This is a genomic window from Dyella dinghuensis (genome assembly GCF_003977615.1).
In the GTDB taxonomy this organism is placed as follows: Bacteria; Pseudomonadota; Gammaproteobacteria; order Xanthomonadales; family Rhodanobacteraceae; genus Dyella_B; species Dyella_B dinghuensis.
The window spans coordinates 479,676-504,369 of the sequence record NZ_RYZR01000003.1 but is presented as its reverse complement, the minus strand read 5'-3'; the positions used below and the strand labels follow the sequence as shown (position 1 = coordinate 504,369).

The 24,694-nt window shown below is 59.8% G+C and carries 24 protein-coding genes; 18 read left to right on the top strand and 6 right to left on the bottom strand.

The window, feature by feature from the left end; genetic code table 11:
• The first annotated feature begins 13 nt into the window (after positions 1-13).
• The 9 genes from rpoE to recO all read left to right on the top strand — a co-directional run bounded on the left by rpoE (position 14) and on the right by recO (position 8,740).
• The gene (rpoE, locus tag EKH79_RS05290) at positions 14-601 is read left to right on the top strand and encodes an RNA polymerase sigma factor RpoE (protein WP_126672735.1); all 588 of its coding nucleotides are present in this window, start codon (positions 14-16) and stop codon (positions 599-601) included.
• 5 nt (positions 602-606) lie between these two features.
• Positions 607-1,287, top strand: a complete 681-nt coding sequence (locus tag EKH79_RS05285) for a sigma-E factor negative regulatory protein (RefSeq protein WP_126672734.1) — start codon at positions 607-609, stop codon at positions 1,285-1,287.
• A gap of 111 nt (positions 1,288-1,398) precedes the next feature.
• Positions 1,399-2,859, top strand: a complete 1,461-nt coding sequence (locus EKH79_RS05280) for a Do family serine endopeptidase (protein WP_126672733.1) — start codon at positions 1,399-1,401, stop codon at positions 2,857-2,859.
• Positions 2,860-3,021: 162 nt separating this feature from the next.
• Positions 3,022-4,812 carry a translation elongation factor 4 gene (lepA, locus tag EKH79_RS05275; RefSeq protein ID WP_126672732.1) on the top strand — a complete coding sequence of 597 codons (1,791 nt, stop codon included), beginning with the start codon at positions 3,022-3,024 and terminating at the stop codon, positions 4,810-4,812.
• A gap of 22 nt (positions 4,813-4,834) precedes the next feature.
• Complete coding sequence (gene lepB, locus EKH79_RS05270) at positions 4,835-5,734, top strand: signal peptidase I (RefSeq protein WP_126672731.1); 900 nt, start codon at positions 4,835-4,837, stop codon at positions 5,732-5,734.
• A gap of 151 nt (positions 5,735-5,885) precedes the next feature.
• Positions 5,886-6,251: a DUF4845 domain-containing protein gene (locus tag EKH79_RS05265; protein ID WP_425478469.1), complete on the top strand. Its 366-nt coding sequence runs from the start codon at positions 5,886-5,888 to the stop codon at positions 6,249-6,251.
• A 6-nt stretch (positions 6,252-6,257) separates the two neighbouring features.
• Positions 6,258-6,917, top strand: a complete 660-nt coding sequence (rnc, locus tag EKH79_RS05260; RefSeq protein ID WP_126672730.1) for a ribonuclease III — start codon at positions 6,258-6,260, stop codon at positions 6,915-6,917.
• 131 nt (positions 6,918-7,048) lie between these two features.
• Positions 7,049-7,987, top strand: a complete 939-nt coding sequence (era, locus tag EKH79_RS05255) for a GTPase Era (RefSeq protein WP_126672729.1) — start codon at positions 7,049-7,051, stop codon at positions 7,985-7,987.
• 42 nt (positions 7,988-8,029) lie between these two features.
• Positions 8,030-8,740: a DNA repair protein RecO gene (gene recO / locus EKH79_RS05250; RefSeq protein ID WP_126672728.1), complete on the top strand. Its 711-nt coding sequence runs from the start codon at positions 8,030-8,032 to the stop codon at positions 8,738-8,740.
• A gap of 2 nt (positions 8,741-8,742) precedes the next feature.
• On the opposite strand, the gene EKH79_RS05245 is transcribed toward recO, so the two are convergent.
• Complete coding sequence (locus EKH79_RS05245; RefSeq protein ID WP_233590193.1) at positions 8,743-9,429, bottom strand: response regulator; 687 nt, start codon at positions 9,427-9,429, stop codon at positions 8,743-8,745.
• A 94-nt stretch (positions 9,430-9,523) separates the two neighbouring features.
• Here EKH79_RS05245 and EKH79_RS05240 point away from each other — a divergent pair, with 94 nt between their 5' ends.
• The 7 genes from EKH79_RS05240 to EKH79_RS05210 all read left to right on the top strand — a co-directional run bounded on the left by EKH79_RS05240 (position 9,524) and on the right by EKH79_RS05210 (position 16,282).
• Positions 9,524-11,545, top strand: coding sequence for a translocation/assembly module TamB domain-containing protein (locus tag EKH79_RS05240; protein ID WP_126672726.1), 2,022 nt, complete (start codon positions 9,524-9,526; stop codon positions 11,543-11,545).
• 139 nt (positions 11,546-11,684) lie between these two features.
• Positions 11,685-12,998, top strand: a complete 1,314-nt coding sequence (gene rlmD, locus EKH79_RS05235) for a 23S rRNA (uracil(1939)-C(5))-methyltransferase RlmD (protein ID WP_126672725.1) — start codon at positions 11,685-11,687, stop codon at positions 12,996-12,998.
• A gap of 10 nt (positions 12,999-13,008) precedes the next feature.
• The gene (locus EKH79_RS05230) at positions 13,009-13,548 is read left to right on the top strand and encodes a CYTH domain-containing protein (protein ID WP_126672724.1); all 540 of its coding nucleotides are present in this window, start codon (positions 13,009-13,011) and stop codon (positions 13,546-13,548) included.
• Positions 13,548-14,549 (top strand): beta-N-acetylhexosaminidase, encoded by a 1,002-nt coding sequence (nagZ, locus tag EKH79_RS05225; protein WP_126672723.1) that lies wholly within the window; start codon positions 13,548-13,550, stop codon positions 14,547-14,549. The genes EKH79_RS05230 and nagZ overlap by 1 nt, the downstream gene beginning before the upstream one ends.
• Positions 14,550-14,558: 9 nt before the next feature.
• Positions 14,559-15,110 carry a hypoxanthine-guanine phosphoribosyltransferase gene (locus tag EKH79_RS05220; RefSeq protein WP_126672722.1) on the top strand — a complete coding sequence of 184 codons (552 nt, stop codon included), beginning with the start codon at positions 14,559-14,561 and terminating at the stop codon, positions 15,108-15,110.
• A gap of 53 nt (positions 15,111-15,163) precedes the next feature.
• A complete protein-coding gene (locus EKH79_RS05215; RefSeq protein ID WP_126672721.1) occupies positions 15,164-15,913 on the top strand; it encodes an S-methyl-5'-thioinosine phosphorylase in 750 nt (249 codons plus the stop codon).
• 162 nt (positions 15,914-16,075) lie between these two features.
• Positions 16,076-16,282 (top strand): cold-shock protein, encoded by a 207-nt coding sequence (locus EKH79_RS05210; RefSeq protein WP_126672720.1) that lies wholly within the window; start codon positions 16,076-16,078, stop codon positions 16,280-16,282.
• 241 nt (positions 16,283-16,523) lie between these two features.
• Here EKH79_RS05210 and EKH79_RS05205 read toward each other — a convergent pair whose 3' ends face one another.
• The 3 genes from EKH79_RS05205 to EKH79_RS05195 form a co-directional block, all read right to left on the bottom strand.
• The gene (locus EKH79_RS05205; protein ID WP_126672719.1) at positions 16,524-18,296 is read right to left on the bottom strand and encodes an ABC transporter transmembrane domain-containing protein; all 1,773 of its coding nucleotides are present in this window, start codon (positions 18,294-18,296) and stop codon (positions 16,524-16,526) included.
• A gap of 51 nt (positions 18,297-18,347) precedes the next feature.
• The gene (locus EKH79_RS05200) at positions 18,348-19,454 is read right to left on the bottom strand and encodes an acyltransferase family protein (RefSeq protein WP_126672718.1); all 1,107 of its coding nucleotides are present in this window, start codon (positions 19,452-19,454) and stop codon (positions 18,348-18,350) included.
• 128 nt (positions 19,455-19,582) lie between these two features.
• Positions 19,583-20,179 carry an IMPACT family protein gene (locus tag EKH79_RS05195; protein ID WP_126672717.1) on the bottom strand — a complete coding sequence of 199 codons (597 nt, stop codon included), beginning with the start codon at positions 20,177-20,179 and terminating at the stop codon, positions 19,583-19,585.
• Positions 20,180-20,252: 73 nt separating this feature from the next.
• Between EKH79_RS05195 and EKH79_RS05190 the strand changes: the two genes are divergently transcribed.
• Positions 20,253-21,017, top strand: coding sequence for a YdcF family protein (locus EKH79_RS05190; protein WP_126672716.1), 765 nt, complete (start codon positions 20,253-20,255; stop codon positions 21,015-21,017).
• 59 nt (positions 21,018-21,076) lie between these two features.
• On the opposite strand, the gene EKH79_RS05185 is transcribed toward EKH79_RS05190, so the two are convergent.
• Entirely contained in the window at positions 21,077-22,138 is a 1,062-nt protein-coding gene (locus tag EKH79_RS05185) for an NAD(P)-dependent alcohol dehydrogenase (protein ID WP_126672715.1), read from the bottom strand.
• A gap of 178 nt (positions 22,139-22,316) precedes the next feature.
• On the opposite strand from EKH79_RS05185, the gene EKH79_RS05180 reads away from it, so the two are divergent.
• Positions 22,317-23,267 (top strand): AraC family transcriptional regulator, encoded by a 951-nt coding sequence (locus EKH79_RS05180; protein ID WP_126672714.1) that lies wholly within the window; start codon positions 22,317-22,319, stop codon positions 23,265-23,267.
• Here EKH79_RS05180 and EKH79_RS05175 read toward each other — a convergent pair.
• Positions 23,264-24,694 carry an aldehyde dehydrogenase family protein gene (locus EKH79_RS05175; RefSeq protein WP_126672713.1) on the bottom strand — a complete coding sequence of 477 codons (1,431 nt, stop codon included), beginning with the start codon at positions 24,692-24,694 and terminating at the stop codon, positions 23,264-23,266. The two genes, EKH79_RS05180 and EKH79_RS05175, sit on opposite strands and share 4 nt — an antisense overlap.

Here is a 24,694-nt window from a genome sequence, read left to right as displayed (position 1 = left end):
GGAGACAGCCCGGATGGGCGAAAACGAACTCGATAGTGCGCTGGTTGAGCGTGTACAAAACGGGGACAAGCGCGCTTTCGACTTGCTGGTTCGCAAGTATCAGCACAAGGTCATCGGTCTTATTTCCCGCTATATCCATAACTACGCCGAATGCGAGGACGTGGCGCAGGAGGCGTTTGTCCGCGCCTGGCGGGCCATCGGCTCGTTCCGGGGCGAGAGTGCTTTCTATACTTGGATGTACAAGATTGCGGTCAACACGGCCAAAAACCACTTGGTGGCCATGGGCCGGCGCCCTCCGACCGACGATATTTCGGTCGAAGACGCCGTTTTCGTGCCCGGCGCAGACCGCATGCAGGAGGGGGCTACCCCCGAACGCGAATTAATGCGACAAGAAATTGAACAAACCGTGTTTGCCACTGTCCAAGCTTTGCCCGAGGAGCTGCGGACGGCCATTACGCTGCGTGAAGTGGAAGGCCTCAGCTATGAAGAGATTGCCGAATCTATGGGCTGCCCGATCGGAACGGTACGTTCTCGTATCTTCCGGGCACGTGAGGCGATCGACGAGAAGTTGCGGCCGCTGCTTACTGACCGCGAGGATTGAATGTCATGAGTGATGCGAACATGGAAAATCTCTCTTCGGCAATGGACGGCGAGCTGTCCAAGGAAGAGCTGCGCTTTTTGTTGCGCAGGCTCGATCACGACACGTCGCTGCTTCAGGTTTGGACTCGCTATCACGTAGCGGGCGATAGCCTGCGTCAGCAACTGCCACCCCTGGCGGGTGCCGGCTTTGCGTCGCGGGTCATGCAGCTCATCGAAGACGAGCAGACGGCTGCCTCGCAGGTCGCTTCGCATCGCCGCGATTGGTTGCGCCTTTCCGTCGGTGGCGCGATTGCTGCCAGCGTTGCAGTCGCAGCGCTGATGGTTTCACAGCCGACGGCTCGGGATTCCGGTCATTCGGCGCATCTGGCGTCGGTTAACCCGGCTCCTCAAGCCGAGCCGCGAGCGGTTGCCGATGTGCAGCGCCCCGTCAGTAGTGCGCTGTCTGCCGTGCCACCCTCGTTGAGCGCCTATTCGGCGTCCAGCTTGAGCCAGCAAGCCTCGGCCACGTTGTCGGACCCGTCGGACAATCTGCTGTTTCAGCGCTATCCGATCGCCGGACAGGGCTATTCCATCAAGGGCTACAAGGCCCTCAACAATCAGGACGGCAGTTATCTGCTGCTGATTGATACACCGCAGGCCAAGGCCGCACCGCAACGCGCAGCCAATCAGGGAGCCGCAGGGCGTTAACCCTGCCGCTTCCAGCAACGGCCCTACGCGCTTCCTGTTTTCTTAAATTGTCCTCCCGTTCCATCCCTTACCCTGGAACGGGTAAGGGCGCCCGGAACTGAGGAGGAATCCATGAGTCAACCCCGTTTTGCCAGCAGCCTGTTGTGCTGCGCCTTAGCCTTGGGTCTCGCGGGATCCAGTCTGGCGCTTGCTCAAACTGCCGCCCCTGTTGCTGGATTGCCCGATTTCACCGGCATCGTGCAGAAAAACGCTGCCGCCGTCGTCCACGTCGAAGCCAAATATTCCGGCCGCCGCCCCAAGGGGGCCGACCCGGCACAAGGACAGGATGATCCTCAGGCGGAACTCTTCCGACGTTTCTTCGGTATGCCCATGATGCCGTCGCCGGAAGACCAGGCGCATACGTCGTTGGGTTCCGGCTTCATCATTTCGAGCGACGGCTACATCCTCACCAACAATCACGTTGTCGATCATGCCGACACCGTGACGGTTCGCCTGCAGGATCGCCGCACGCTCACGGCGAAAGTGGTCGGTACCGATCCCACCTATGACATCGCGTTGTTGAAAGTCGATGCGGGTGGAAGTCTGCCGGCGGTGACCATTGGCGATTCGCGCTTGCTGAAGCCGGGCCAGTGGGTGTTGGCGATTGGCTCGCCCTTTGGGTTCGATTTCACAGTGACGCAAGGCATTGTCAGTGCGGTGGGTCGAACCATGGGCAATCAGGATCAGCCTGATACTTCGTTCATTCAAACCGACGTTCCGATCAATCGAGGCAATTCCGGCGGACCGCTGTTCAACCTGCAAGGCCAGGTCGTCGGCATCAATTCGCAGATCTATTCCGACACCGGTGGTTATCAGGGCATCGCCTTCTCGATTCCGATCGACGTGGCGATGAACGCGGTGGAGCAGTTGAAAACCCAGGGCTATGTCACGCGCGGCCAGTTGGGTGTGATGGTCAAGCCGGTGGACGACGATGTGGTCAAGGCGCTCAAGCTTGGCAGTTCCAAAGGCGCGATCGTCGTGAGCGTTTCGCCGCAAAGCGCGGCCGCGAAGGCGGGTTTGCAGGCGGGTGACGTCATTCTTGCGTTCAACGGTCATCCGGTTGAACAAGGTTCGGATCTGCCGCCGATGGTTGCGATGACGAAGCCCGGCACCACGGTGCCAATCGAGGTTTACCGCAACGGCCAGGACAAGACGGTCAATGTCACCGTTGGCACCATGTCGCGAGACACGAGTGCCCGTTCCTCTGCCGGGACGCCAGCAGCACCTTCCGGGGGTGCCGATGCGCTCGGCCTGAGCGTGCAAAGCCTGGATCAGTCCGCGCGCAACCAGTTGGGTCTGAAAGCAGGCGAGGGCGTGGGGATAACCGACGTTACCGGTCCGGTCGCGTCCCAGGCCGGTCTGCAGCCGGGTGATGTGATTTTGATGGTGAATCAAAAGAAGGTAGGCAGCGTGGAGGCCTATAAGGCCGCCACCGCAGGCGTGAAACCCGGGGACACGGTGCTGCTCCTCGTTCGCAGGGGCGATGCGACGAATTTCGTCGCGCTTACGGTTCCTGCCGACAAAGATGAGTGATTCGCTCCCAAAGGCCTGCTTTAACAAGCAGGCCTTTGAATTTGCGGACTAACTCGTACAGTTGCGCGTCGCATTCCATGCGATAATGCGCGGCTAATGTCGCCATCCCGGTGATAGGCTGCCTGTGCATCGCACGAGGCGGTGAAGCTGACAGCGTATTCCATGGAACTGATCCGCAATTTCTCCATCATCGCCCATATCGATCACGGCAAGTCGACGCTTGCCGACCGCATCATTCAAATTTGCGGCGGACTGGCCGAGCGTGAGATGGAAGCCCAGGTGCTGGACAGCAACCCAATCGAGCGTGAGCGCGGCATCACCATCAAGGCGCAGTCCGTGTCGTTGCCGTACAAGGCGCGCAACGGCAAGACCTATCAGCTCAACTTCATCGACACGCCCGGCCACGTCGACTTCTCCTATGAAGTGAGTCGTTCGCTCGCGGCCTGCGAAGGCGCGTTGCTGGTTGTCGATGCGGCGCAGGGCGTGGAAGCGCAGTCAGTTGCCAACTGCTACACCGCAGTGGAGCAGGGACTCGAAGTGGTGCCGGTGCTCAACAAGATCGACCTGCCGACCGCCGATCCTGAAAAAGTGAAGGGTGAGATCGAAGCGGTTATCGGCATTCACGCAGACGATGCCGTGGCCGTCAGCGCCAAGACGGGCGAGAACGTGATCGAAGTGCTCGAAGCCATCGTGGCCCGCATTCCGCCACCGAAGCCGCGCGATACTGATCGCCTCCAGGCGCTGATCATCGATTCGTGGTTCGACAACTATCTCGGCGTCGTTTCGCTCGTGCGCATCATGCAGGGCGAAATCAAACCTGGCGACAAGCTACTGGTGATGTCCACCGGCCGCTCGCACGAGGTCAGCGAAGTGGGCGTCTTCACGCCCAAACGCAAGAAGCTCGAAAAGCTTTCCGCGGGTGAAGTGGGCTGGATCACGGCAGCCATCAAGGATGTGCACGGCGCGCCTGTGGGCGATACGCTCACGTCATCATCCAAGCCAGCACCACACGCGCTGCCCGGTTTCCAGACCATGCAGCCACGTGTGTTCGCGGGCCTTTTTCCGGTGTCTGCGGACGATTATCCGGCGCTGCGCGAGGCGCTCGACAAGCTGCGCCTCAACGATGCTGCGCTGTTCTTCGAACCGGAAAGCTCCGAGGCCATGGGCTTTGGATTCCGTTGCGGCTTCCTTGGCATGCTGCATATGGAGATCGTGCAGGAACGCCTCGAGCGCGAATACGATCTGAATCTGATCACGACCGCGCCGACGGTGGTTTACGAGATCCTCAAGACCGACGGCACGATCATGCAGCTGGATAACCCAGCGCATTTGCCCGCGTCGCCGCAAATCGAAGAGATTCGCGAACCGATCATCGTTGCCAACATCCTTACGCCACCCGATTACATCGGCAACATCATCACGTTGTGCGAAGAAAAGCGTGGTGTGCAGCGTTCGATTCAGTATCTCGCGACGCAGGTGCAAATCAGCTACGAGCTTCCGCTCGCGGAAGTCGTGCTCGATTTCTTCGACAAGCTCAAGTCCGTGTCGCGCGGTTATGCGTCGATGGATTATCACCTCGAGCGCTTTGATGCCGGTCCGTTTGTACGTGTGGACGTGCTGATCAACGGCGATCGCGTTGATGCATTAAGCCTGATCGTGCATCGCAGTCATGCCGATCGCCGTGGCCGCGATCTGGTCGAGCGCATGAAGGACCTGATTCCACGTCAGCAATTCGACGTCGCGATCCAGGCGGCTATTGGCGCGCAGATCATCGCGCGTTCAACCGTGAAAGCGCTGCGCAAGAACGTCTTGGCCAAATGCTATGGCGGCGATGTGAGCCGCAAAAAGAAGCTTCTGGAGAAGCAGAAAGAAGGCAAGAAACGGATGAAGCAGGTCGGTCGGGTTGAGATTCCGCAGGAAGCTTTCCTCGCCGTGCTTAAGGTAGACAAATAGCATCGGGCTATGGAGTCATCGCATGGATTTTGATTTTTCGGCAATTCTGCTCGCACTCACCGTCGTTTTTGGCGTCGTGTGGGGCCTTGATCGCCTGTTTCTCTACAAAAAGCGCAAGGCACGTTTCGACGCGGCACGTGAGGATTACCGTGATCCCGCCGCCGTGGATTGGGCGCGTTCGCTCTTCCCGGTCATCTTCGTCGTGCTGTTGCTGCGCTCATTCATCGCCGAGCCGTTTCGCATTCCGTCCGGTTCGATGATGCCGACGCTGGACGTTGGCGATTTCATCCTGGTCAACAAGTTCGCGTATGGGTTGCGCCTGCCGGCGTTCAACAACAAAGTCGTCGGCCTTGGCGAGCCCAAGCGTGGCGACGTCGTCGTGTTCAGGTTTCCCGGTTACATCTGTCAGGACGAGAACGGCAATACGGTCCGCAGCGGCGATATCTCCTGCACGGATCCGCATGCGCCGGTTGCCAATCAGAATTGGATCAAACGTGTCATTGGCTTGCCTGGCGATACGATCGAAGTTCACGACAGTCAGATCGTGATCAACGGTAAGCCGGTTGTCGATACGGAAATCGGTCCCTTCAAGGGCAACCCGAATCGCGCCGAGGACAACGAGCTGCTCTACAACAACGCGACGATCTGGTCCGAGCAGCTGGGCTCGGTCAACCACTTGATTGCACGCATGCCTTCACGCGGCCCGACGCCGCCGATCCCCAATTCGCGCGTGCCTTCCGTCGTGCCGCCGAACTGCTATATCGTAATGGGCGATGACCGTGAAAACAGCGAAGACAGCCGTTGGTGGGGGTGTCTGCCCGAGCAGAATCTGGTGGGCAAAGCCTTCATGATCTGGTTTAGCTGGAAGGGGCTCCATACTGGCGCCGTGGATTTCCACCGCATCGGAACGGTCATCCGTTAAATCGCAGCCATTGCCAGCCCTCGTCGAACCGTGAACATGTCGCTGGCGGAGCGTGGGCATAACGGGCAAAGTAGGCTACAAGGCCGGTTTGAATCGGAACGCGCCGCGTCGGCGGCATAGTGAGGGGGCTATGAAATCGAAGCATGCAGGCATGACGTTGATCAGTTTTCTGATTTTATTGCTGGTGGTTGGCTTTTTTGCCTATATGGCGATGAAGCTCGTGCCGGCATACACCGAGTTTATGGGTGTGCAAAAAGCCATGAACGATATGGCGACCGAGAACTTTGAGGGTAAGACGCCGCTACAGATCCGCAACGATCTAATCAAGAAGATGGACTATCAGTACGTCAGCGATGGCACGATCACGCCCGACGACATCACCATTGCAAAGGGCGAACAGGGGCTTCAGTTGCAAGTTGCGTACGACAAGGACATTCCGTTTATTTCCAACATCGATTTTCTGGTGCACTTTGAAAAAAGTGTGCCCATACAAGGCAACGTTGCCGCTTCTCAGTAAGACGCAGTGGAGCTGACGTATCACTTCCGCGATCCATCGCTTGCCATATTGGCGTTGACGCATCGTAGCGCGGGTAAACCCAACAACGAGCGGATGGAGTTCCTCGGCGACGCTTTGCTTGGAGCCATCGTCGCCGAGATGCTGTATGAGACGCATCCCAAGGCCAGTGAAGGCGAGATGTCACGTCTTCGTGCGCAATTGGTGAACGGTCAGGCGCTTGCCGAGATGGCGCGCGAACTTGAGCTTGGCGATCGTCTCAAGCTCGGCTCGGGCGAGCTCAAGAGCGGTGGCTTTCGGCGAGACTCGATCCTTGCCGATGCATTCGAAGCGCTTGTCGCTGCGGTTTACCTCGATGGTGGTTTTGAGGCCTGTCGCCAGACGGTGAGAGGCCTGTTTGCCGATCGCGTCACCGCGTTGCCGCGCTCCTCCAAGGACCCCAAGACGCGGTTGCAGGAGTGGTTGCAGGCCGAAGGTTGGCCCTTGCCTCAGTACGAGCTGGTGGGCAGTGAAGGCGAAGACCACGCGCGCATCTTCGATGTGAATTGCGTGGTCATGGAACCGATGGCCATCACTGCCGCGGGGCGGGGCAGTAGTCGCCGGCTGGCCGAGCAGGATGCCGCAGAAATGGTGCTGAGCCGATTGCTGGATACCCGCGACAGCCCATGACACCTGGCGCCGGGCATCCGATCAGGATGGCCTGTCTCCTCATTAACCGTTTTATCACGTTGTATTTTTCAGTGGCGCTCGCAGACAGGTAGCGCCATGCTTACAGCCGTCCACGAGAGTATTTTTATCCCATGAATGACGATCGCGAAGACGACTTCGCCGAACACGAATTGCCGCATCCGGATTTCCGCTGTGGCTTCGTTGCACTGGCCGGACGACCGAACGTCGGCAAATCGACGTTGCTCAACGCCCTGATCGGCGTTCGCTTGTCTATCGTCAGCCCACGGCCGCAAACGACGCGTCATCGAATCCTTGGTATCGCTACCAGCGAAGCGGGGCAGATCCTTTATGTGGATACGCCCGGGTTGCACCGTGGCGCCAAGCGCGCGATGAATCGCAGCCTCAACCGTGCGGTTCGTTCGGCCATCAGCGAAGTGGAACTGGCTGTGCAGGTGATCGAGGCGGGGCGCTGGACCGATGAAGACGAGGCGCTCTACGAAGCTCTAGATGAGCAAAAGGTGCCGCGATTGCTCGTCATCAACAAGGTCGACCTGACGAAAGATAAGGCGGCGTTGCTGCCCTTCGTTGCGGAGCTGAGTGAAAAGCACAGCTTTGAAGCTGTGCACTATGTCAGTGCTTTAAAGCGCAAGGGCCTGGAAGCGCTGACGCATGACATCATCACGCGCTTGCCCGTGCGTGCGCCGGTGTTTGGCGAAGACGAAATTACGGATCGAAGCGAACGCTTCCTCGCCGCAGAAATGGTGCGCGAGCAACTGATGTTGCGTCTGGATCAGGAGCTGCCTTACGCGACTACGGTTGAGATCGAACAATTCCAGGATCGCCCGGACGGCATTGCGGAAATTCACGCGGTGATCTGGGTGGAGCGCGACGGTCAAAAGGCCATTGTGATCGGTCAGGGCGGCGAGCAACTCAAGGCGATTGGCACGGCAGCGCGCCGGCATATGGAGCGCATGTTCGATCGCAAGGTTTTTCTGCGACTGTGGGTGAAGGTCCGTGAGGGTTGGGCGGACGACGAGTCTTTGCTGAAGCAGTTTGGTTACACGGACTAGCGAAAGTGATGATCCGGCAGGAACGATGGGGCGGCGGTCATCATGCTCCTTGAGCAACAGCCTGCCTTCGTCTTGCATTCGCGCCCTTATCGGGAAACGTCGTTGCTGCTCGAATGTCTGACGCGCGATGCGGGACGTCTCGGCGTCGTCGCGCGTGGCGTACGCGGCGCGCGTTCCCGGGTATCGCGGGCGCAACTGGAGCCTTTTCAACCGTTGCTGCTCGATCTGCAGCTGCGCGGCGAGCTGGCGACATTGCGTCATGCCGAATTGTCGTCGTTGCCGTTGCGTTTATCAGGTGATGCCGCACTCGCCGGCCTCTACGTCAACGAACTGGTCGTGCGATTGACCGAGCGCCAGGATCCGCTTTCCACGCTTTACTCCGCCTACGCGCAGACGCTTGGCCGCTTGGCTACCGGGGAGTCGTTGAGCTGGCAATTGCGTCGTTTTGAAAGAGATCTGCTTGCGTCGCTTGGTTACGCCATGCAGCTGGAGGTTGAGGCGGACGGCGATGCGCCATTGCAACCCGATGCAACCTATACCTATCGCCCTGAGCATGGCGCAGTACTTTGCAATGCCACCGATCCGCATGCCTTGAAAGGCAGCGTTCTATTGGCGCTGGGCGAAGATCGCATGCCCGACGCACAGGGACTGCAAGCGCTTCGCGGCACGATGCGCGAATTGATTCGCTTTCACCTCGGCGGTGTCGAATTGCGTGCCTGGCGTGTTTTGCGCGGCGCGCTGACACGCCGCTGAAGTCACTGCGCGTCCAGCGCCTGGATTGTCTGCAACAACGATTGGCGAAAATCAGCCAGCGGCAGCATCGCTCCGCGCTGCGCTAGTTTCAAATGGCGTTGCAACGACATGCTGTGTTCGGCTAATGACGCTGCCCCGCAAAAGCCGCAGGAAGAACGAAGCTTGTGCAGCCGTGTTTCCAGCGCGGTGGCATCCGAGCTTAGCGCGTCAAGTTCCTCGTTCAGATGGAGCAATTCCTGGCGAAAGAGTTTGCGCAGGGCCTGCATAACGGCAGGCGTACCGCTGGCGTTCAAGGCGAGCTTGTCGTCCAGCAGCGGCAGTTGCTGGCTATCGATCGCCGCGAAGGCCAGGATGCCCTGCAGATCACTTAACGTACAGGGTTTGAGCAGGACCGCATGAAATCCGGCCTCCAATAAGCTGCGCTGCTTGCTGGCATCGAGCTCGGCGCTGCTCGCGACCGCGGGTGTGCGCGCCGAAAGGGCATGGATGTCATCGCGAAGCTGGTTCAGCACGCTTACGGCATCGGTGTCCAGCATGCGGCAATCGAGCAGCAATAGGTCAAACGCTTCTGTGCGTGCTCGATTGAGCGCCGCTCCCCCATCGGGGCTCAAAGCCACGCGCGCACCGAGCTGCTGCAGGGCATTCCCCAGGAAGCACCGGCTGGTCGCGTCGTCGTCGGCCACCAGCACATACGGTCCGGCAGCATCGGTGGGCGAGGAAGGGGACAGGTACGGCATCGTCGTTGTCCGTTTCGTTCAGCTTAGTTTGGCAGAATGGGCGGACATGTTTCGTTCATTGCGCCGCTCGCTACTTTGCCTGTGTACCTTCTGCGGTTTGATGGGGGCGGTACCGGTGTGGGCGGATACGGTCGTCGCGGCCAAGCGAGTCGATGTCCCGGGCGCCAGCCTGCAGGACATCACAGCACGGCTGGCGCCAGGCGCAGATCCGAACACGGTAAAGATCAGCCTGCACGCAAGCAAGGCTGACTTCCCGACATTGGGCTGGCGGAAGGTCGGCCTGACACTGCAAGGCAATCTTCGGCGCGATATCCAAATGCGCTGGCTGTTCGACGGCACTGCACAGTTCACTGGCGCTCCCGGTGGTGCGTTGAGCAACGCGATCATTGCGGTGGTGATGGACGGATCGGCGAACACGCTGGAAGTCGATGCGACGCAAGGTGTGATACGCGTCGGTGCAGCGCTTCCGCTGGATCAGCCCAGCCACGCGCAGATCAACATGCACAATCTGCCGGCCGGCTGGTTGCAAGGCTTGTTGGCAACCGTTTGGGCAGGGCATGTTGCTGGCGGAAAAGTGGATGCTGAACTCGCGCTCGATGTACGAGACGAAGGATTCCAGTCGTCCGGCGATGTCACGACGGCAGACCTTAAATACACCACACCTGCAGGCAACGTCGCCGCAGATGGGTTGGCTGGGCATGCGCGTTTCGCGCTGGATGCAACACATCGTCCAGCACAACTTGCCTTGAACGGCAGCCTGCATGGCGGTCAGTTGCAGTTCGGACCCGCGCTCGCGCGCTTGCCTGACCATGATATTGCGCTGGATCTTGTGGCCAATATGGAACATGGCGGTGCAGAGGTCAGTCGCCTTCATCTGGATGACGCGGATGCCTTGCAGCTCGATGGTGCACTCTCCATCGATGCAAAAGGCAATCTGCAGAAATTGAAACTCGATCATTTCCAGGCACGTTTCCCAGCAGCCTACGATCGCTACGGTCAACCCTGGTTCGATAACGCGTTAGCGCCGAACTTGCATATCAGCGGCCAGCTTGATGGCCATCTCGACTACGTGGCGGATAGCTGGCGCAGTTTCGCCTTCCATAGCGACGGGCTGGATCTTGCCGATAGCACTGGCCAGCTTCAGGCCAGCGGCCTTCACGGGAACGTTGACTGGTCAGAACAGGGTGACAAACCGCCGACCACGTTCGGCTGGAATCAGCTGGTATGGCGCAAATACGCAGTCGGCGCCGCGCAATCGCATTGGCACAGTCATGACGGAAGTCTCGCGCTGCAGTCACCGTTGGATATGCCGCTGCTCAAAGGTCAGGTTCATCTCACGGCGTTGGAATGGCGCCCTGCTGCTGCCAAAGCGCAACGCCTGAATCTCGCTGCCAGTGTGGCTGGCGTTGACCTCGCGACGCTCAATCAAACCATGGGCTGGACGCCGATCGCCGGCACGCTGGATGGCACGATTTCGTCCATGTCGTCGATCAACGAGCGATACGAGCTTCAAGGCGAGCTCACCGCCAAGGCGTTCGACGGCACAGCTGTTCTCACGCACCTCTCCGTGCAGCAACCGCTGAGCGAGAACCCGATCATCACTACGGATGTCGCGCTGCATCAGCTCGATCTCGCGCCGCTTGCCGATACCTTCAGTTTCGGCAGCATGACCGGCCGTCTGGATGGCTCGATCAACGGGGTGCAACTTGTGGGTGGTAACCTCGTCGCATTCAAGGCGTCATTGCTCGCCCAGAACGGCGGGAAGATCAGCCTGCACGCCGCCAACAATCTCTCCGTTGTAACTGGCGGTACCGCGGCGGGCGGTTTCCAGGGCGCGGTGATGAAGCTCTTCAAGACGCTCAATTACAAGCGGATGGGGATCGACACCACCTTGCAGAATGGGGTGTGCACGTTCAGTGGTCTCGACGGAGATGCTAGCGGCTACACCATCGTCGAAGGCAGCGGCTTGCCCTATCTGCACGTGGTGGGCGAGCAGACGCGAATCGACTGGCCGACGTTCTTGCACCGTCTCAAGGCAGCGTCCCAAGGCAACGTCGCCGATCGCTAATTCGGGCCTCCTGGCTCCTCGGCCACGGCTGGTATCATGGGCGGATGCGGAAGGTTGGCCATGGCCTACGCTTTCTTCTGTTACCTCATGACCACGCCCGGGCTCATCGATCCGGGTGCCCGCTTTTCCAAGAGTGCCGATGAAAGAATTTGAAGCCGCCATCACCGATTTGAGTCACGACGGCCGGGGCGTTGCACGCATCGACGGCAAGACCGTATTCGTCAGCGGCGCCTTGCTCGGCGAGCAAGTGCGCATACGGATGCGCAAACGTCACCGCAATTTCGATGAAGCCGAAACCGTCGAAGTGATCACCCCGTCGGAACATCGCGTTGAGCCTCGTTGCCGTCACTTCGGGCAATGCGGCGGCTGCTCGTTGCAGCATCTCGATGCCGTCGCGCAGATCGAAGCCAAGCAACGTGTGCTTGTCGATAATTTTGCGCGCATCGGCAAGGTGGAACCGGAAAGCTGGCTTGCGCCGCTTACCGACGAAGCCTGGGGTTATCGTCGCAAGGGTCGTTTGTCCGTGCGCGCGGTGGCCAAGAAAGGCCGAGTGCTTGTTGGCTTTCGCGAAGAAAGCAATCCGCGTTTCGTCGCCGACATCACGCATTGCGATGTCGTGCATCCGGCGCTGGGGCCGAAGATCGGTTTGCTCGGCGAACTCATCAGCAACATGGATGCGGCAGCGGAAATTCCGCAGATTGAATTTGCCGCGGGCGACGACACCATCGCATTGGTTTTCCGCCACCTGCAGCCGCTTAGCGAGCGCGATCGCGCCGCACTCATCGCGTTTGGTCAGGAGCACGGCTTTGCGATCTACCTCCAGCCGGGAGGCATCAGTAGCGTGCATCCGCTGTGGCCCGAACATCCGCGACTCGCCTTCCGAATTCCCGCCGGGGAAGGCGTGCAGGATGTCGAACTCGAATTTCAGCCGCTCGATTTCGTGCAGGTCAATGCCGGCATGAATCGCCGCATGATGGCGCGCACGCTGGAATTGCTCGATCCGCAGCCGACCGACCATGTACTGGATCTCTTCTGCGGGCTGGGCAATTTCACCTTGCCGCTCGCGCGCCGCGTTGCGGAAGTGACGGGTGTGGAAGGGGAGCATGGCCTTGTCACACGCGCCGCGGAGAATGCTGCCAGAAACGGTATTACCAATGCGCGCTTCCATGTGGCCAATCTGTTTGAAGATCAGCGTGGCACAGACTGGTCCCGCAAGCCGTGGGACAAGCTATTGCTCGATCCGCCGCGCGCAGGAGCCGACAAGGTGCTTGAGTATCTGCCGCATAAGGAGACCAGCCGCATTGTCTACGTATCCTGTCATCCGGCATCGTTGGCGCGAGACGCGGGCATCCTGGTCAACCAACATGGTTTCCGGCTGAAATCCGCTGGCGTGATGGATATGTTCCCGCACACTGCACACGTCGAATCCATTGCGCTATTCGAGCGCCGCTAAGGGGCAGACGATGGGCATCGAAATCGAACGCAAGTTTCTCCTGGCCAACGATGATTGGCGACAAGCGGTGACGGAGAGCAAGCGCATCGCCCAGGGTTATCTGGTCGACGTGAGCGCGATGCGAGACGGAACGGCGCGCGCGTCGGTACGGGTGCGCATCAGCGGCGAACAAGCGTGGCTCAACATCAAATCAGTGGACTTGGGCGTATCGCGCGCCGAATACGAATTGCCGTTGCCGCTCGATGACGCCAAAACCATGCTTGAGACACTCTGCGATGGCGCGCTGGAAAAGACGCGTCACCACGTAACCATTGACGGCTGGCTGTTCGAGGTCGATGAATTCAGTGGCAACAACCGTGGCCTGATCGTCGCGGAAATCGAATTGCCTGCCGCCGATGCGCACTTTCCGCGTCCGGCATGGCTGGGACGCGAAGTGAGCGATCTGGAGCGGTACTACAACGTGAATTTGATCGGGCACCCATACACCACGTGGAGCCCGGCCGAGCGCGACGCGAACGACGCCAAACCCATGCACGGAGTAAAGGCCTGATGTTGCTGATCGGTATCGCCGGACCCGAGCTGTTGCCGCACGAGCGCGCGTGGCTCACGGCACCGGGTGTGGCTGGTGTGATTTTGTTCTCGCGCAACTATGCCAACCGCGATCAGCTGCTCTCGCTGGTCGAATCGATCCGCGAAGTGGCGGGTGAAGACACGCTGATTGCCGTGGATCAAGAAGGCGGCCCGGTGCAGCGTTTCCGCGAAGGGTTTACCCGATTGCCGGCGCTCGCACGCATTGGCGAGGTGTACGACCGTGATCCTGCCGAAGCCGTGCGTCTGGCCGAAGAACACGCCTGGGTGATGGCCAGCGAATTGCGCGCCAGTGGTATCGATTTCAGTTTTGCCCCGGTCGCGGATCTCGCACGTGGTAACGCCGCCATTGGTTCGCGTGCTTTCCATGCCGATCCGGCGATTACGGGTGAACTGGTTCAAGCCTACGTGCGCGGCATGCATCTGGGCGGGATGGCTGCCGTGCTGAAGCACTTTCCGGGGCATGGGTCCGTCGCTGCGGATACCCACAAGGCGCAGGCCATTGATCCGCGTTCATTGGACGATATCCGCCGCGATGATCTTCGCCCCTTCACGGAAGCGTTCGCCGCGCATGCGGAGGCAGTCATGATGGCCCATGTGGTCTATCCGGCAGTCGACGATCAACCGGCAGGCTATTCGCGTCGCTGGATTCACGGCATCCTGCGCGACGAACTCGGCTTTCAGGGTGCCGTGATCAGCGATGACATCAGCATGGCCGCCGCCGGCGTCGCGGGTAGCGTAGAGAAACGCATTCACGCGCATTTCGCCGCCGGCTGCGATCTCGTGCTGGCCTGTTTCCCCGACGTGGTGGAAGAGGCCATTGCCGCGATGCCGCAAGCTTCCGAGACCAGCATGCAACGCGTCGCCATACTGCGCGGCGCAATCGGCGCAACCTGGGCCGGTTTGCTCGACAATCCGCAACGCGATCGCTTCGTCGCCCGCGTCACTGCATTGGATCACTAAGGAATCTCCATGAGCCAATCTCCACCGTCCCTGACCGATGCGCTGCTGCGCTCAGACAAGCTATTCGATCGCGAACAACTGGACACCGTGATCGCGGACATGGGCCGTGCCATCGACGCCACGCTCGATGGCGAGCGTGCGGTGTTCCTTACCGTCATGAACGGTGCCTTGGTGTTCGGCGGCTTGCTGGCTCTGACGATCCGCACCGATATGGAATTCGATTACGTGCATGCCACGCGTTATCGCGGTAAAACATCCGGCAGCGATCTGCATTGGCTGCGCGAGCCCGTCGTGTCGCTGCAGGACCGTACCGTGCTGCTCGTCGACGACATTCTCGACGAAGGCCATACGTTGAAAGCCGTTCGCGACGATTGTCTTCAGCGTGGTGCGAAGCGCGTACTGGTGGTCACGCTGTGCTGCAAACAGCACGATCGCGTCGCCGAGGGCATCATCAGCGATTTCAACGGCGTGGAATTGCCCGACCGTTATGTCTTCGGCTTCGGCATGGACTACTACGAACAAGGCCGTAATCTGCCTGCCATCTATGCGCTGAAAGAATAGGGCGCAATCGTGCTTTCTCTTCACTTGTAAACGTATTCACGCCAGGCCATTCCATGACCTCTTCCATTGATCTCGCCGTCATCGGCGGCAGCGGCCTCTATAAATTTCCGGGCCTCGAAAACACTTCTCGTCAAAGCGTCGATACCCCCTACGGTCCGGCATCGGGCGATGTAGTGATCGGCGATTTTGCGGGCCGTCGCATTGCTTTTCTGGCGCGCCATGGCGAAAGCCATACGCTACCGCCGCATCGCGTGAATTACCGCGCCAACCTCTGGGCACTGCAGCACCTGGGTGCGCGCCGGGTGATCGGTGTGAATGCGGTAGGTGGCATTCGCGCCGACATGGGGCCGCGCGTCATCGTCATTCCCGACCAGGTCATCGATTACACGCACGGGCGCTACACCAGCTTTTGCGATGTCGAAGGCGCCGGGGTCAAACATATCGATTTCAGCGAACCGTATACCGCGTCGCTGCGAACGGCATTGATCGGCGCAGCCCATCGTGCAGGCGTCGCGGTTATCGACGGCGGTTGCTACGGTGCAACACAGGGGCCGCGCCTGGAAACCCGCGCCGAAATCGCCCGTATGAAACGCGACGGCTGCGATCTGGTCGGCATGACCGGCATGCCCGAAGCCTGCCTCGCCCGCGAGCTGGAACTGGATTACGCCTGCCTTGCGTTGGTCGCCAACTTTGCCGCCGGCTGCGGCGACGAAGCGGAAATCAGCATCGAAGAGATCTTCGCCCACCTCGCGGCCGCCACCGCCCAGGTGCCGCCGATCCTCGCCGAACTGCTTAAAACCTAAGCAATCAACCCGCTTTAGGTCATACCCCGCGCAGTCACATATTGCGCTTTACCCAGAAACGTGCAGATACTTTCTCCGTGCCAGGGGCGGTGGACCTAGGGGTAGAGGTTGGTTCTCGCAGAGACTTGGTGCATCCAGTCCTTAGATTCAGAGGTTCACGCAATGCGTTTCGGTACGGTCAAGTGGTTCAACGACGCCAAGGGTTTCGGTTTTATCGCACCCGAGGACGGTGGGGAGGACGTGTTTGTCCACTTCTCGGCGATCAACTCCAAGGGCTTTCGTAGCCTGCAGGAAGGCCAGCGCGTGAAGTTCGAAGTGACCCAGGGCCCGAAAGGTGCCCAGGCTTCCGGTGTCGAACTCGCGGTCTGATCAATCCGTCTATAGCAGTTCGGAGAAAGCCTTGCCTAGCGCAAGGCTTTCTCTTTTTATAAACATGGCTTTTTGCGTGCACCCCTTCTCCCCTCTGGGGAGAAGGTTGGGATGAGGGGCCAATCTTGCGGCGCCTCGATTCAAAGCGCGCTCTTATAAGCATTCAACGCAAGAATACCCTCGCCTCAATCCTCTATGCGGAGGAAAGAGCAGCCGAATGCGAAGAGCCGTTCTCGTTGGATCAGGCTACAAACTGCAAACGTGCCAGTTCGGCGTAAAGACCGCCTTCGGCCAAGAGGCTCGCATGCGTGCCTTGCGCAATGATGCGTCCGCCATCCATCACCACAATGCGATCCGCACGCTGCACGGTGGCCAGACGGTGCGCGATAACCAGCGTGGTACGGCCTTTTTCCAGCCGTTCCAGTGCCTGTTGAATCGCCGCTTCCGATTGTGCATCCAACGACGAAGTCGCCTCGTCCAACAGTAGCAATGGGGCATCACGCAGAATCGCACGCGCAATCGCCACGCGCTGGCGCTGACCGCCCGACAGACGTACGCCGCGCTCGCCCAGTTCCGCGTTATAGCCATCCTGCAGCAGCTGGATGAAATCGTTCGCCTCGGCGGCGCGGGCGGCATCGTGCACTTCCTCGTCGCTGGCGTCTTGCCGTCCGAAACGGATGTTGTCAGCAGCGCTGCCGCTGAACAGCACCGTTTCCTGCGGCACCAGTGCGATGGCGCCGCGTAGTTCCGGCAGTGTCATCGCGCGAAGATCGACGCCATCGAACGTGATGCGGCCACGTTGCGGATCGTAGAAGCGCAGCAGTAGCGCAAAGACGGTGCTCTTGCCGGCGCCGGAAGGTCCGACCAGTGCCACCGTTTCGCCTGGGCGTATATCGAGATTGAAGTCGTGCAGCGCAGGAGCATCAAGGCGCGTCGGATAGCGAAACTCGATGTGCTCAAAACGCAGCGCGCCGTGAACGGGTGTTGGCAGTGCGACGGGGTTCGGCGGGTCGGCAATCGTCGCGTCCTCGGCGAACAGTTCGCCAATGCGCTCCATGGCACCGGCTGCACGCAACACGTCGCCCCACACATCGGACAAACCCATCATCGAACCGCCGGAATACACAGCGTAAAAGATGAATTGCGCGAGGACGCCTTCCTCGAGTGTTCCGGCGAGCACATCGCGTGCACCGACCCAGAGCACCAGGGTGATCGCGCCGAAAAACAGCGTGATCACAACGGCCGTGAGAATCGAACGCACACCGATACGCTTGCGCGCAGTCGACAGCGCGCGCGCGATGGCATCGCCATAGCGGTCGCTTTCTATGCCCTCGCGCGCATAGGCTTTCACGGCCGATGCGGCGTTGAGTGTTTCGTTGGCAATCGCCGCTGCGTCGGCGAGACGATCCTGGCTGGCACGCGAAAGCTTCTGTACGCGACGGCCGAATATCAGGATGGGCAGGACCACGGCGGGAATCACCAGCGCGGTAAGGCCGGCGAGTCGCGGACTGGTCCAGACCATCGCAACCGTCGCGCCGATCAGCATGACCGCACTGCGCAAGGCAACCGAAATGCCCGAGCCGACCAAGGCCTGCACCACCTCGGTATCCGTACCCAGGCGTGATGTCAGTTCGCCCACGCGGTTGCGTTCGTAGAACCCGACATCCAGACGAATCACGTGCGCATAGAGTTTGGAGCGAAGCGCGGCAAGCGTGCGTTCGCCCAACAGCGAGATGCAGTAGAAGCGCGCCGCGGTGGCGAAGGCCATCACCAATGCAACGACAAACAGCGCCAGAAAGCTGCCGTTGATGGCTTGCGCATTGGAGTGGCGAAAGCCGTGGTCGAACATGTGCCGCACCGCGACCGGCAATACCAGCGCGGAAGCGGAGGACAAGGCCAGGAACAGCAGCCAGCCAAACGCTAGCGTCCGGTTGGGCCGCACAAACGGCCACAACAGCTTCAGCGAGCCGATGCGGCGAGGGCGTTTGGGATCGTTGGCCGGGGGTGTGCTCATGGGTTCTCGCCGTATGCCGTTCGAATTCACATGGGGCCCGCGCCAGACGATTCAATCATTTGCAGCTGGGAGGGGCCCGCTGGCCGCGATAGCAGGCCGCCCCAGCGCGGCGGTGTGCCTATCTCGCAGGCGCAGGAACGGACGTTCCACCCCATAGTGGAGCAGGGTGCCGAAAAGGAAAATCGTCACGGCGTAGAGCAAAAACGCGGCCCAGCCGTGGATCTGCGGGTGCGTGGCGAGCGAACTGGCGACCCGATGCATGGCCAGTTTGTGGCTGAGGTAAAGGCTGTAGGACATCGCCGCCATCCAGCCGGCTCCGGGAACCTGCCAGCGCCCAAAGCTTTGCTTAGTTGCCGCCGCGGCAACGAGCAGGGCGAATCCCAGCGCGAGTAACGGGAAGCCGAACACGACCGGCGCGAAGCTACGATCGCGAAAGAGCCACATCGAAAAACCGACGATGATGAGTCCCGCCACAGCAAGTGTATTGGCATGCCCTTGCAGGCGCGCCCAGCGCTGGGGTTGATACGACTGAATAGCGGCTAGCAATACGCCCGCCATCAATCCATCGAGGCGCGTATACGTTGGGTAGTAAATGCTCTCCAGATAATCCTTGCCATGCATGGATGCATAGCCACGTATCAACATTCCCGCAGCAACGACGAACAGGCACAGTCCGATGACAAGCGTGCGCGAACGGCATCTGGCCAATCCCCACGCGAGCAACGGAAACAAAAGATAGAAGTGTTCCTCGACACATAGCGACCAGGCATGCGAGAAAGCCTGATTGTGCTGATAGTCGATCAGCAGATTGACCGTGAACGTCAGGAACTGCCACGCAGGCTGCAAACCCGGTGCTTCGCGCCAGCCCGGCAGAAGCACGTAAATGGCTAGTACTGTCAGGAATGCCGGAAGGATGCGATAGGCGCGACGCCGATAAAACTCGGCTAAGCGCAGCGGTTCACCAAGGCTCAAAGGTTTGAGCAACTGATAACCTATCAGGTAACCGCTCAACACAAAAAATAGATCGACACCCATCCACCCATAACCGGCGACAGCATCGTAGGGACTACCAAGCCCACCGACGATCCAGGAATGGAAAAGCATTACCCAGACGATAGCGATAGCACGCAGCAGATCGAGTCCGGGAAGGCGATGCATGGAGGTCCCCTCTGGCCGCAACGTACCCGTGCTTCATGCACGGGTTCCACGTCGGGCCAGCGTGCAAGTTTTCGGCAGAGATGGGTGCCGTGAAAGGCGGGATTCTGGCGTTTCGATGACGCGCATTTTCAATCGAGTTCGTAGGCTTCATGACGGCCACGGCTGATGTCGACAATGCGGGCCTTCGCATCCTCGACGACATCGTGCGGCAAGCGCAGATGCAAGGTCACACCGGTCGCATCGAAGGTTTCCTGCTCGACGTCGGCGCCCAGATCCTTCAGGCGCGCTTTCATGCGGGCGAGGTCGGGGAAGTCGCATCGCACGCCAAGCCGAATCATCGTGACGATCGGAACGCGTTGGGCGAGCCGCAGGCATTCGGCCGCCGTTCCGCCATAGGCGCGAGCAAGCCCTCCTGCACCGAGCTTGATGCCGCCGTACCAGCGCGTCACGACCACCACGACGCGACCCACGCCCTGTCCCTCGATGGCCTGCAGGATCGGGCGCCCGGCTGTGCCGCCGGGCTCGCCATCGTCGTTGAAGCGGTAGTCCTGCCCGATGCGATACGCCCAGCAGTTGTGCGTGGCGGACAGATCGCTGACCTGCTGCACGTAGGTCAGCGCGTGCTGCGGTGTATCGACCGGTGCCGCTTGCGCCAGGAAGCGGCTCTTGCGGATGTCTTCGCTATGGCTGGCAGCAGCAACCAGTGTGTGCAACGTGTCACTCATGCTGCATAGGTTAGGGGAAGCGAGCGCATGGCGCTTGCGTTAGGCTGCATGCTTTCCATACGGATAGTTGCGCATGTTGATCCTGTGGCTGCTGGTGCTCGTGCTGATCGGATTTCTCTTCGGTCTTTTTCGCTGGCGACGATGCCAGTGGACGCTTTATGGTCTCGCGCTTGCACTGTTTCTTGCATCGGCCTGTGGCCCGCTACCCAAGTGGTTGCTGACTCACCTGCAATCGCCGTATGCCGTGCGCCCGGATATCAGCTGGGCACAGCGCAATGCGATTGTATTGCTGGGTGCGGGGACTGCACGGATCGAGGACACAGACCGTGTTGAACCGACCATTTTTGCGGACGGGCGCATTATCGAGGCGTATGCGCTATACCGTTCATGCAAGCAGGCAGGCGACAACTGCAAATTAGTGGTCAGCGGCGGTGATGCGTTTCACAACGGCATGTCGGAAGCGGATTCTTATGCGGCGGTGCTGCAGTCGATGGGTGTGGATCCATCCGACCTGATCCTCGACGCGCGCAGCATGAATACGTGGCAGAACGCGCAATTCGTGCAACCGTTACTTCATGCGTATCAGCCACAGCGTGTCGTGCTTGTAACGTCGGCCTTCCATTTGCGCCGCGCGCAAGCGTTTTTTGCGCATTTTGGTATGGATCCAACACCCGTGCGCGGGGATTACATCCAGGTTCGCCTTACATGGTTGCCTAACGTGTGGAACATGACGTTGACGGATACGGCTTTGCACGAATACATCGGCATCCTGACGTATCACCTCTACAACGTCCTAGGATGGAACGCGCCGCCGCCGAGCCGATACGGTGCGGCCTGATTAAACAAGACGGCCGGATGTGCAGCGCACATCCGGCCGTTCGTTCGTCAAGACAACTATCAAGCTTCTTTCTTCAGCGAGGCCATGTCGATCACGAAGCGGTAGCGCACGTCGCTCTTGAGCATGCGTGCGTAGGCTTCGTTGATGTCCTGGATATTGATCATCTCGATATCCGAGCCGATGCCGTGCTTGGCGCAGAAATCCAGCATTTCCTGCGTCTCCGGAATGCCGCCGATCAACGAGCCGGCGACGGAGCGACGGCCGAAAATCAGACCGCCTGCGTGCACAGCCGGTTCGATCGGTTCTACCAATCCCACCAGTACATGGATGCCATCGAGCTTCAGCGTGGCCAGATAAGGATTGAGGTCATGCTGGTGCGGAACCGTATCGAGAATGAAGTCAAACGAACGGCCCACCGCTTCCATCTGTTTCGGATCGGTGGAAAGCACCACGTGATCCGCACCCAGACGACGCGCTTCTTCTTCCTTGTCGGGCGAGCGCGTAAACAGCGTGACATCGGCACCCATCGCCTTGGCAAATTTCAAACCCATATGGCCCAGACCGCCGAGGCCGATGATGGCGACCTTGTGTCCTTTGCTGATCTTCCAGTGGCGCAGCGGCGACCACGTGGTAATGCCCGCGCATAGCAGCGGCGCAGCGGCTTTCGGATCGACGCCATCGGGAATGCGCAGCACGAACTTTTCCGACGACACGATGCGCTCGGAATAGCCGCCGAATGTCGGGCGCTTGTCGTGGCGATCAAGGCTGTTGTACGTAAAGGTCGGCACTTCTTCGCAGTACTGCTCGAGCCCTTGATTGCATGCGTCGCAATGCTGGCAGGAATCGACCATGCAACCGACGCCGACCATATCGCCGACTTTGAACTTGGTGACTTTGTCGCCGACCGAGGCCACGCGGCCAATGATTTCGTGTCCCGGCACGACCGGATACTTGCTGCCGCCCCATTCGTTGCGGGCGGTGTGGATATCGGAGTGGCAGACGCCGCAGTAAAGGATGTCGATGACCACGTCATCCGGGCGTGGATCGCGCCGCTCGAACTGATGGGGTGCCAGCGGTGCGGTGGCCGATTGCGCGGCGTAGCCACGAATGTTCTGAGCCATGGATATCTCCTGAGGAAGGGGGAGCGAACAGAGGGCAAGTATGCGCAGCGCGGCCTGGATGGAGCTAGTCGATTCCTGCTCGATGCTTGCCCGATCCTGCAGCGCTGGGTGCGGGCACTCGCCATGGCTCGCAGGAACAGGCAATCTCTACTCTCCTCGTGATGGCCCGTTTATCCACATGAATAGCCAACTCAAGCCGATTGACGCCTTTCCCCGCCTGGAGCCTGGTCGCGAGGAATTGACAGCGCTCATTGAACGATACGCTCAGTCCGAAGGACTCACCCCGACCGCGTGGCCCGGGCTGTCCGTCTTCCGCGCCGATGCCCCGAGCGACCGCACCTGTGCGATGTACGAGCCCTGTCTTGGCGTCTTGCTACAGGGCAGCAAACACATCCTGTTGGGCGACGAGCGCCTGGAGCAGGAGAACGGGCATTACCTGATCAGCTCGATCGACGTGCCGGTGTCGGCGCAAGTGATGCGTGCATCGCCCAAGGAGCCATGCCTTTGCCTAACGCTACGGCTCGATCCGGTTCGCATCAGCGAATGGCTGTCCGAGGTGAAGTTGTCCAAGCACGCCACAGCGACAGTGCGCGGACTGGCATTGAGTCCGTTGAACAACGAGCTTCTCGATCCGTTGCTGCGTCTTGTGCGTTTGCTCGACTCACCAGCCGATTTGCCGTTGCTTGCGCCGCTGATCGAACGCGAAATCATCTATCGGTTGTTGACAGGGGAGCAGGGCGCTCGGCTTGCGCAAATTGCTACCTCGGGGAGCCAGAGTCAGCAGATTGCACGTGCGATCCAATGGCTCAAGCAACACTACAGCCGGCCGCTGCGCATTGGCGATCTGGCCAACAGGGTGAATATGAGCGCGTCGTCGCTGCATCATCACTTTCGTCAGATCACGGCGATGAGTCCGTTGCAATATCAAAAACTGCTGCGCTTGCATGAAGCGCGCCGCTTGTTGCTGACGGAAGGCTGCGACGTAGCCACCGCCGCACATCGCGTCGGTTACGAAAGCCCCTCGCAATTCAGTCGCGAATACAGTCGTCAACACGGTGCACCGCCGCTGCGCGATGTGAATCGGCTGCGGCAGGTGGCGGGTGAGGTTTGTGCGATGGATGCGCGTTAACGTTCGCGCATCACCATCAGCCGAATTTCCGTCATATCCTCAATCGCATAGCGCACGCCTTCGCGTCCGATGCCCGATAGTTTGACGCCGCCGTAGGGCATATTGTCCACGCGGAAGCTTGGTACGTCGTTGACGACTACGCCGCCTTGCTCCAGGCCGTTCCATGCACGCATGGCGTGATCGAGGCTGTCGGTAAAGATGCCGGCCTGCAGGCCGAAGTCGGAGTCGTTGACCATGGCGATAGCGTCGTCCATACGCTTGAAAGGTGCGAGCAACGCGAACGGTCCGAAGGCTTCCATGCGATTGACCTTCGCATCGCGCGGCACATTTTCCATTAGCGTAGCTTCGAGCATGTTGCCCTTACGCTTGCCGCCACACAGGATCTTGCCGCCTGCCTTGTGCGCTTCCTTGATCCAGCCCTCTAGGCGTTCGGCTGCGGCGTCATCAATCATCGGGCCGAGGAATACGTCTTTCTTCTTCGGGTCGCCGGCCTTGAGCGCCTTCACCGCTTCGACGAGTCGCTTTTTCAGTTCGTCGTAAATCGACGCATGGGCGTAGATGCGCTGCACGCTGATGCAGCTTTGGCCGGATTGATAGAAGGCGCCGAAAATCAGTCGCTCGATCACTTTATCCATGCGCGATTTCTGATCGGCATCGATGATGCACGCTGCGTTGCCGCCCAGTTCCAGGGTGACCTTTTTGTGTCCGGCCTTGGCTTTCAGGTCCCAGCCGATCTGGCCGCCGGTAAATGACAGCAGTTTCAGGCGTTCGTCCTCGACCAGCGGCGTGGCGTGCTTGCCATCCAGCGTAAGCACCGAGAATGCGCCTTTGGGCAAATCGGTCTCGGCGAGGATTTCGCCGATGATCAATGCGCCGATCGGCGTTTTTTCCGAAGGCTTCAGCACAAACGGACAGCCCGCGGCGATCGCTGGCGCTACCTTGTGCGCAACCAGATTGAGGGGAAAGTTGAACGGCGTGATGAAGGACACGGGGCCAAGCGGCACACGCTTGGTGTAACCGTGATAACCATCCAATCGCGAAGCAAGCTCAAGATTCAGCGTTTCGCCGTTCACACGCACCGCTTCTTCCGCCGCAACTCGAAAGGTTTCGATCAGTCGCGTCACTTCGCCAGCGGAATCCTTGATAGGTTTGCCAGCCTCAACGCACAGCGCCATCGCCAGTTCGTCACGACGCTCTTCGAAGCGCTTTGCACAATGTTGCAACACGGCTTGCCGTGCCCAGGGCCGGAAATCCTTCATGGGGCCGGCGGCTTTCACCGCTGACTTGATGGCTTTTTCGGTAGCGCCGTCGTCGGGCACGGCTACGCGCGTGGCGACTTTGCCGCTGTATTTATCCAGCACCTCCATCATGGTCTTGGACGTTTGCGGCTGATTGGCAAGATAGTAAGGGTAGGTTTTCTTGAGCAT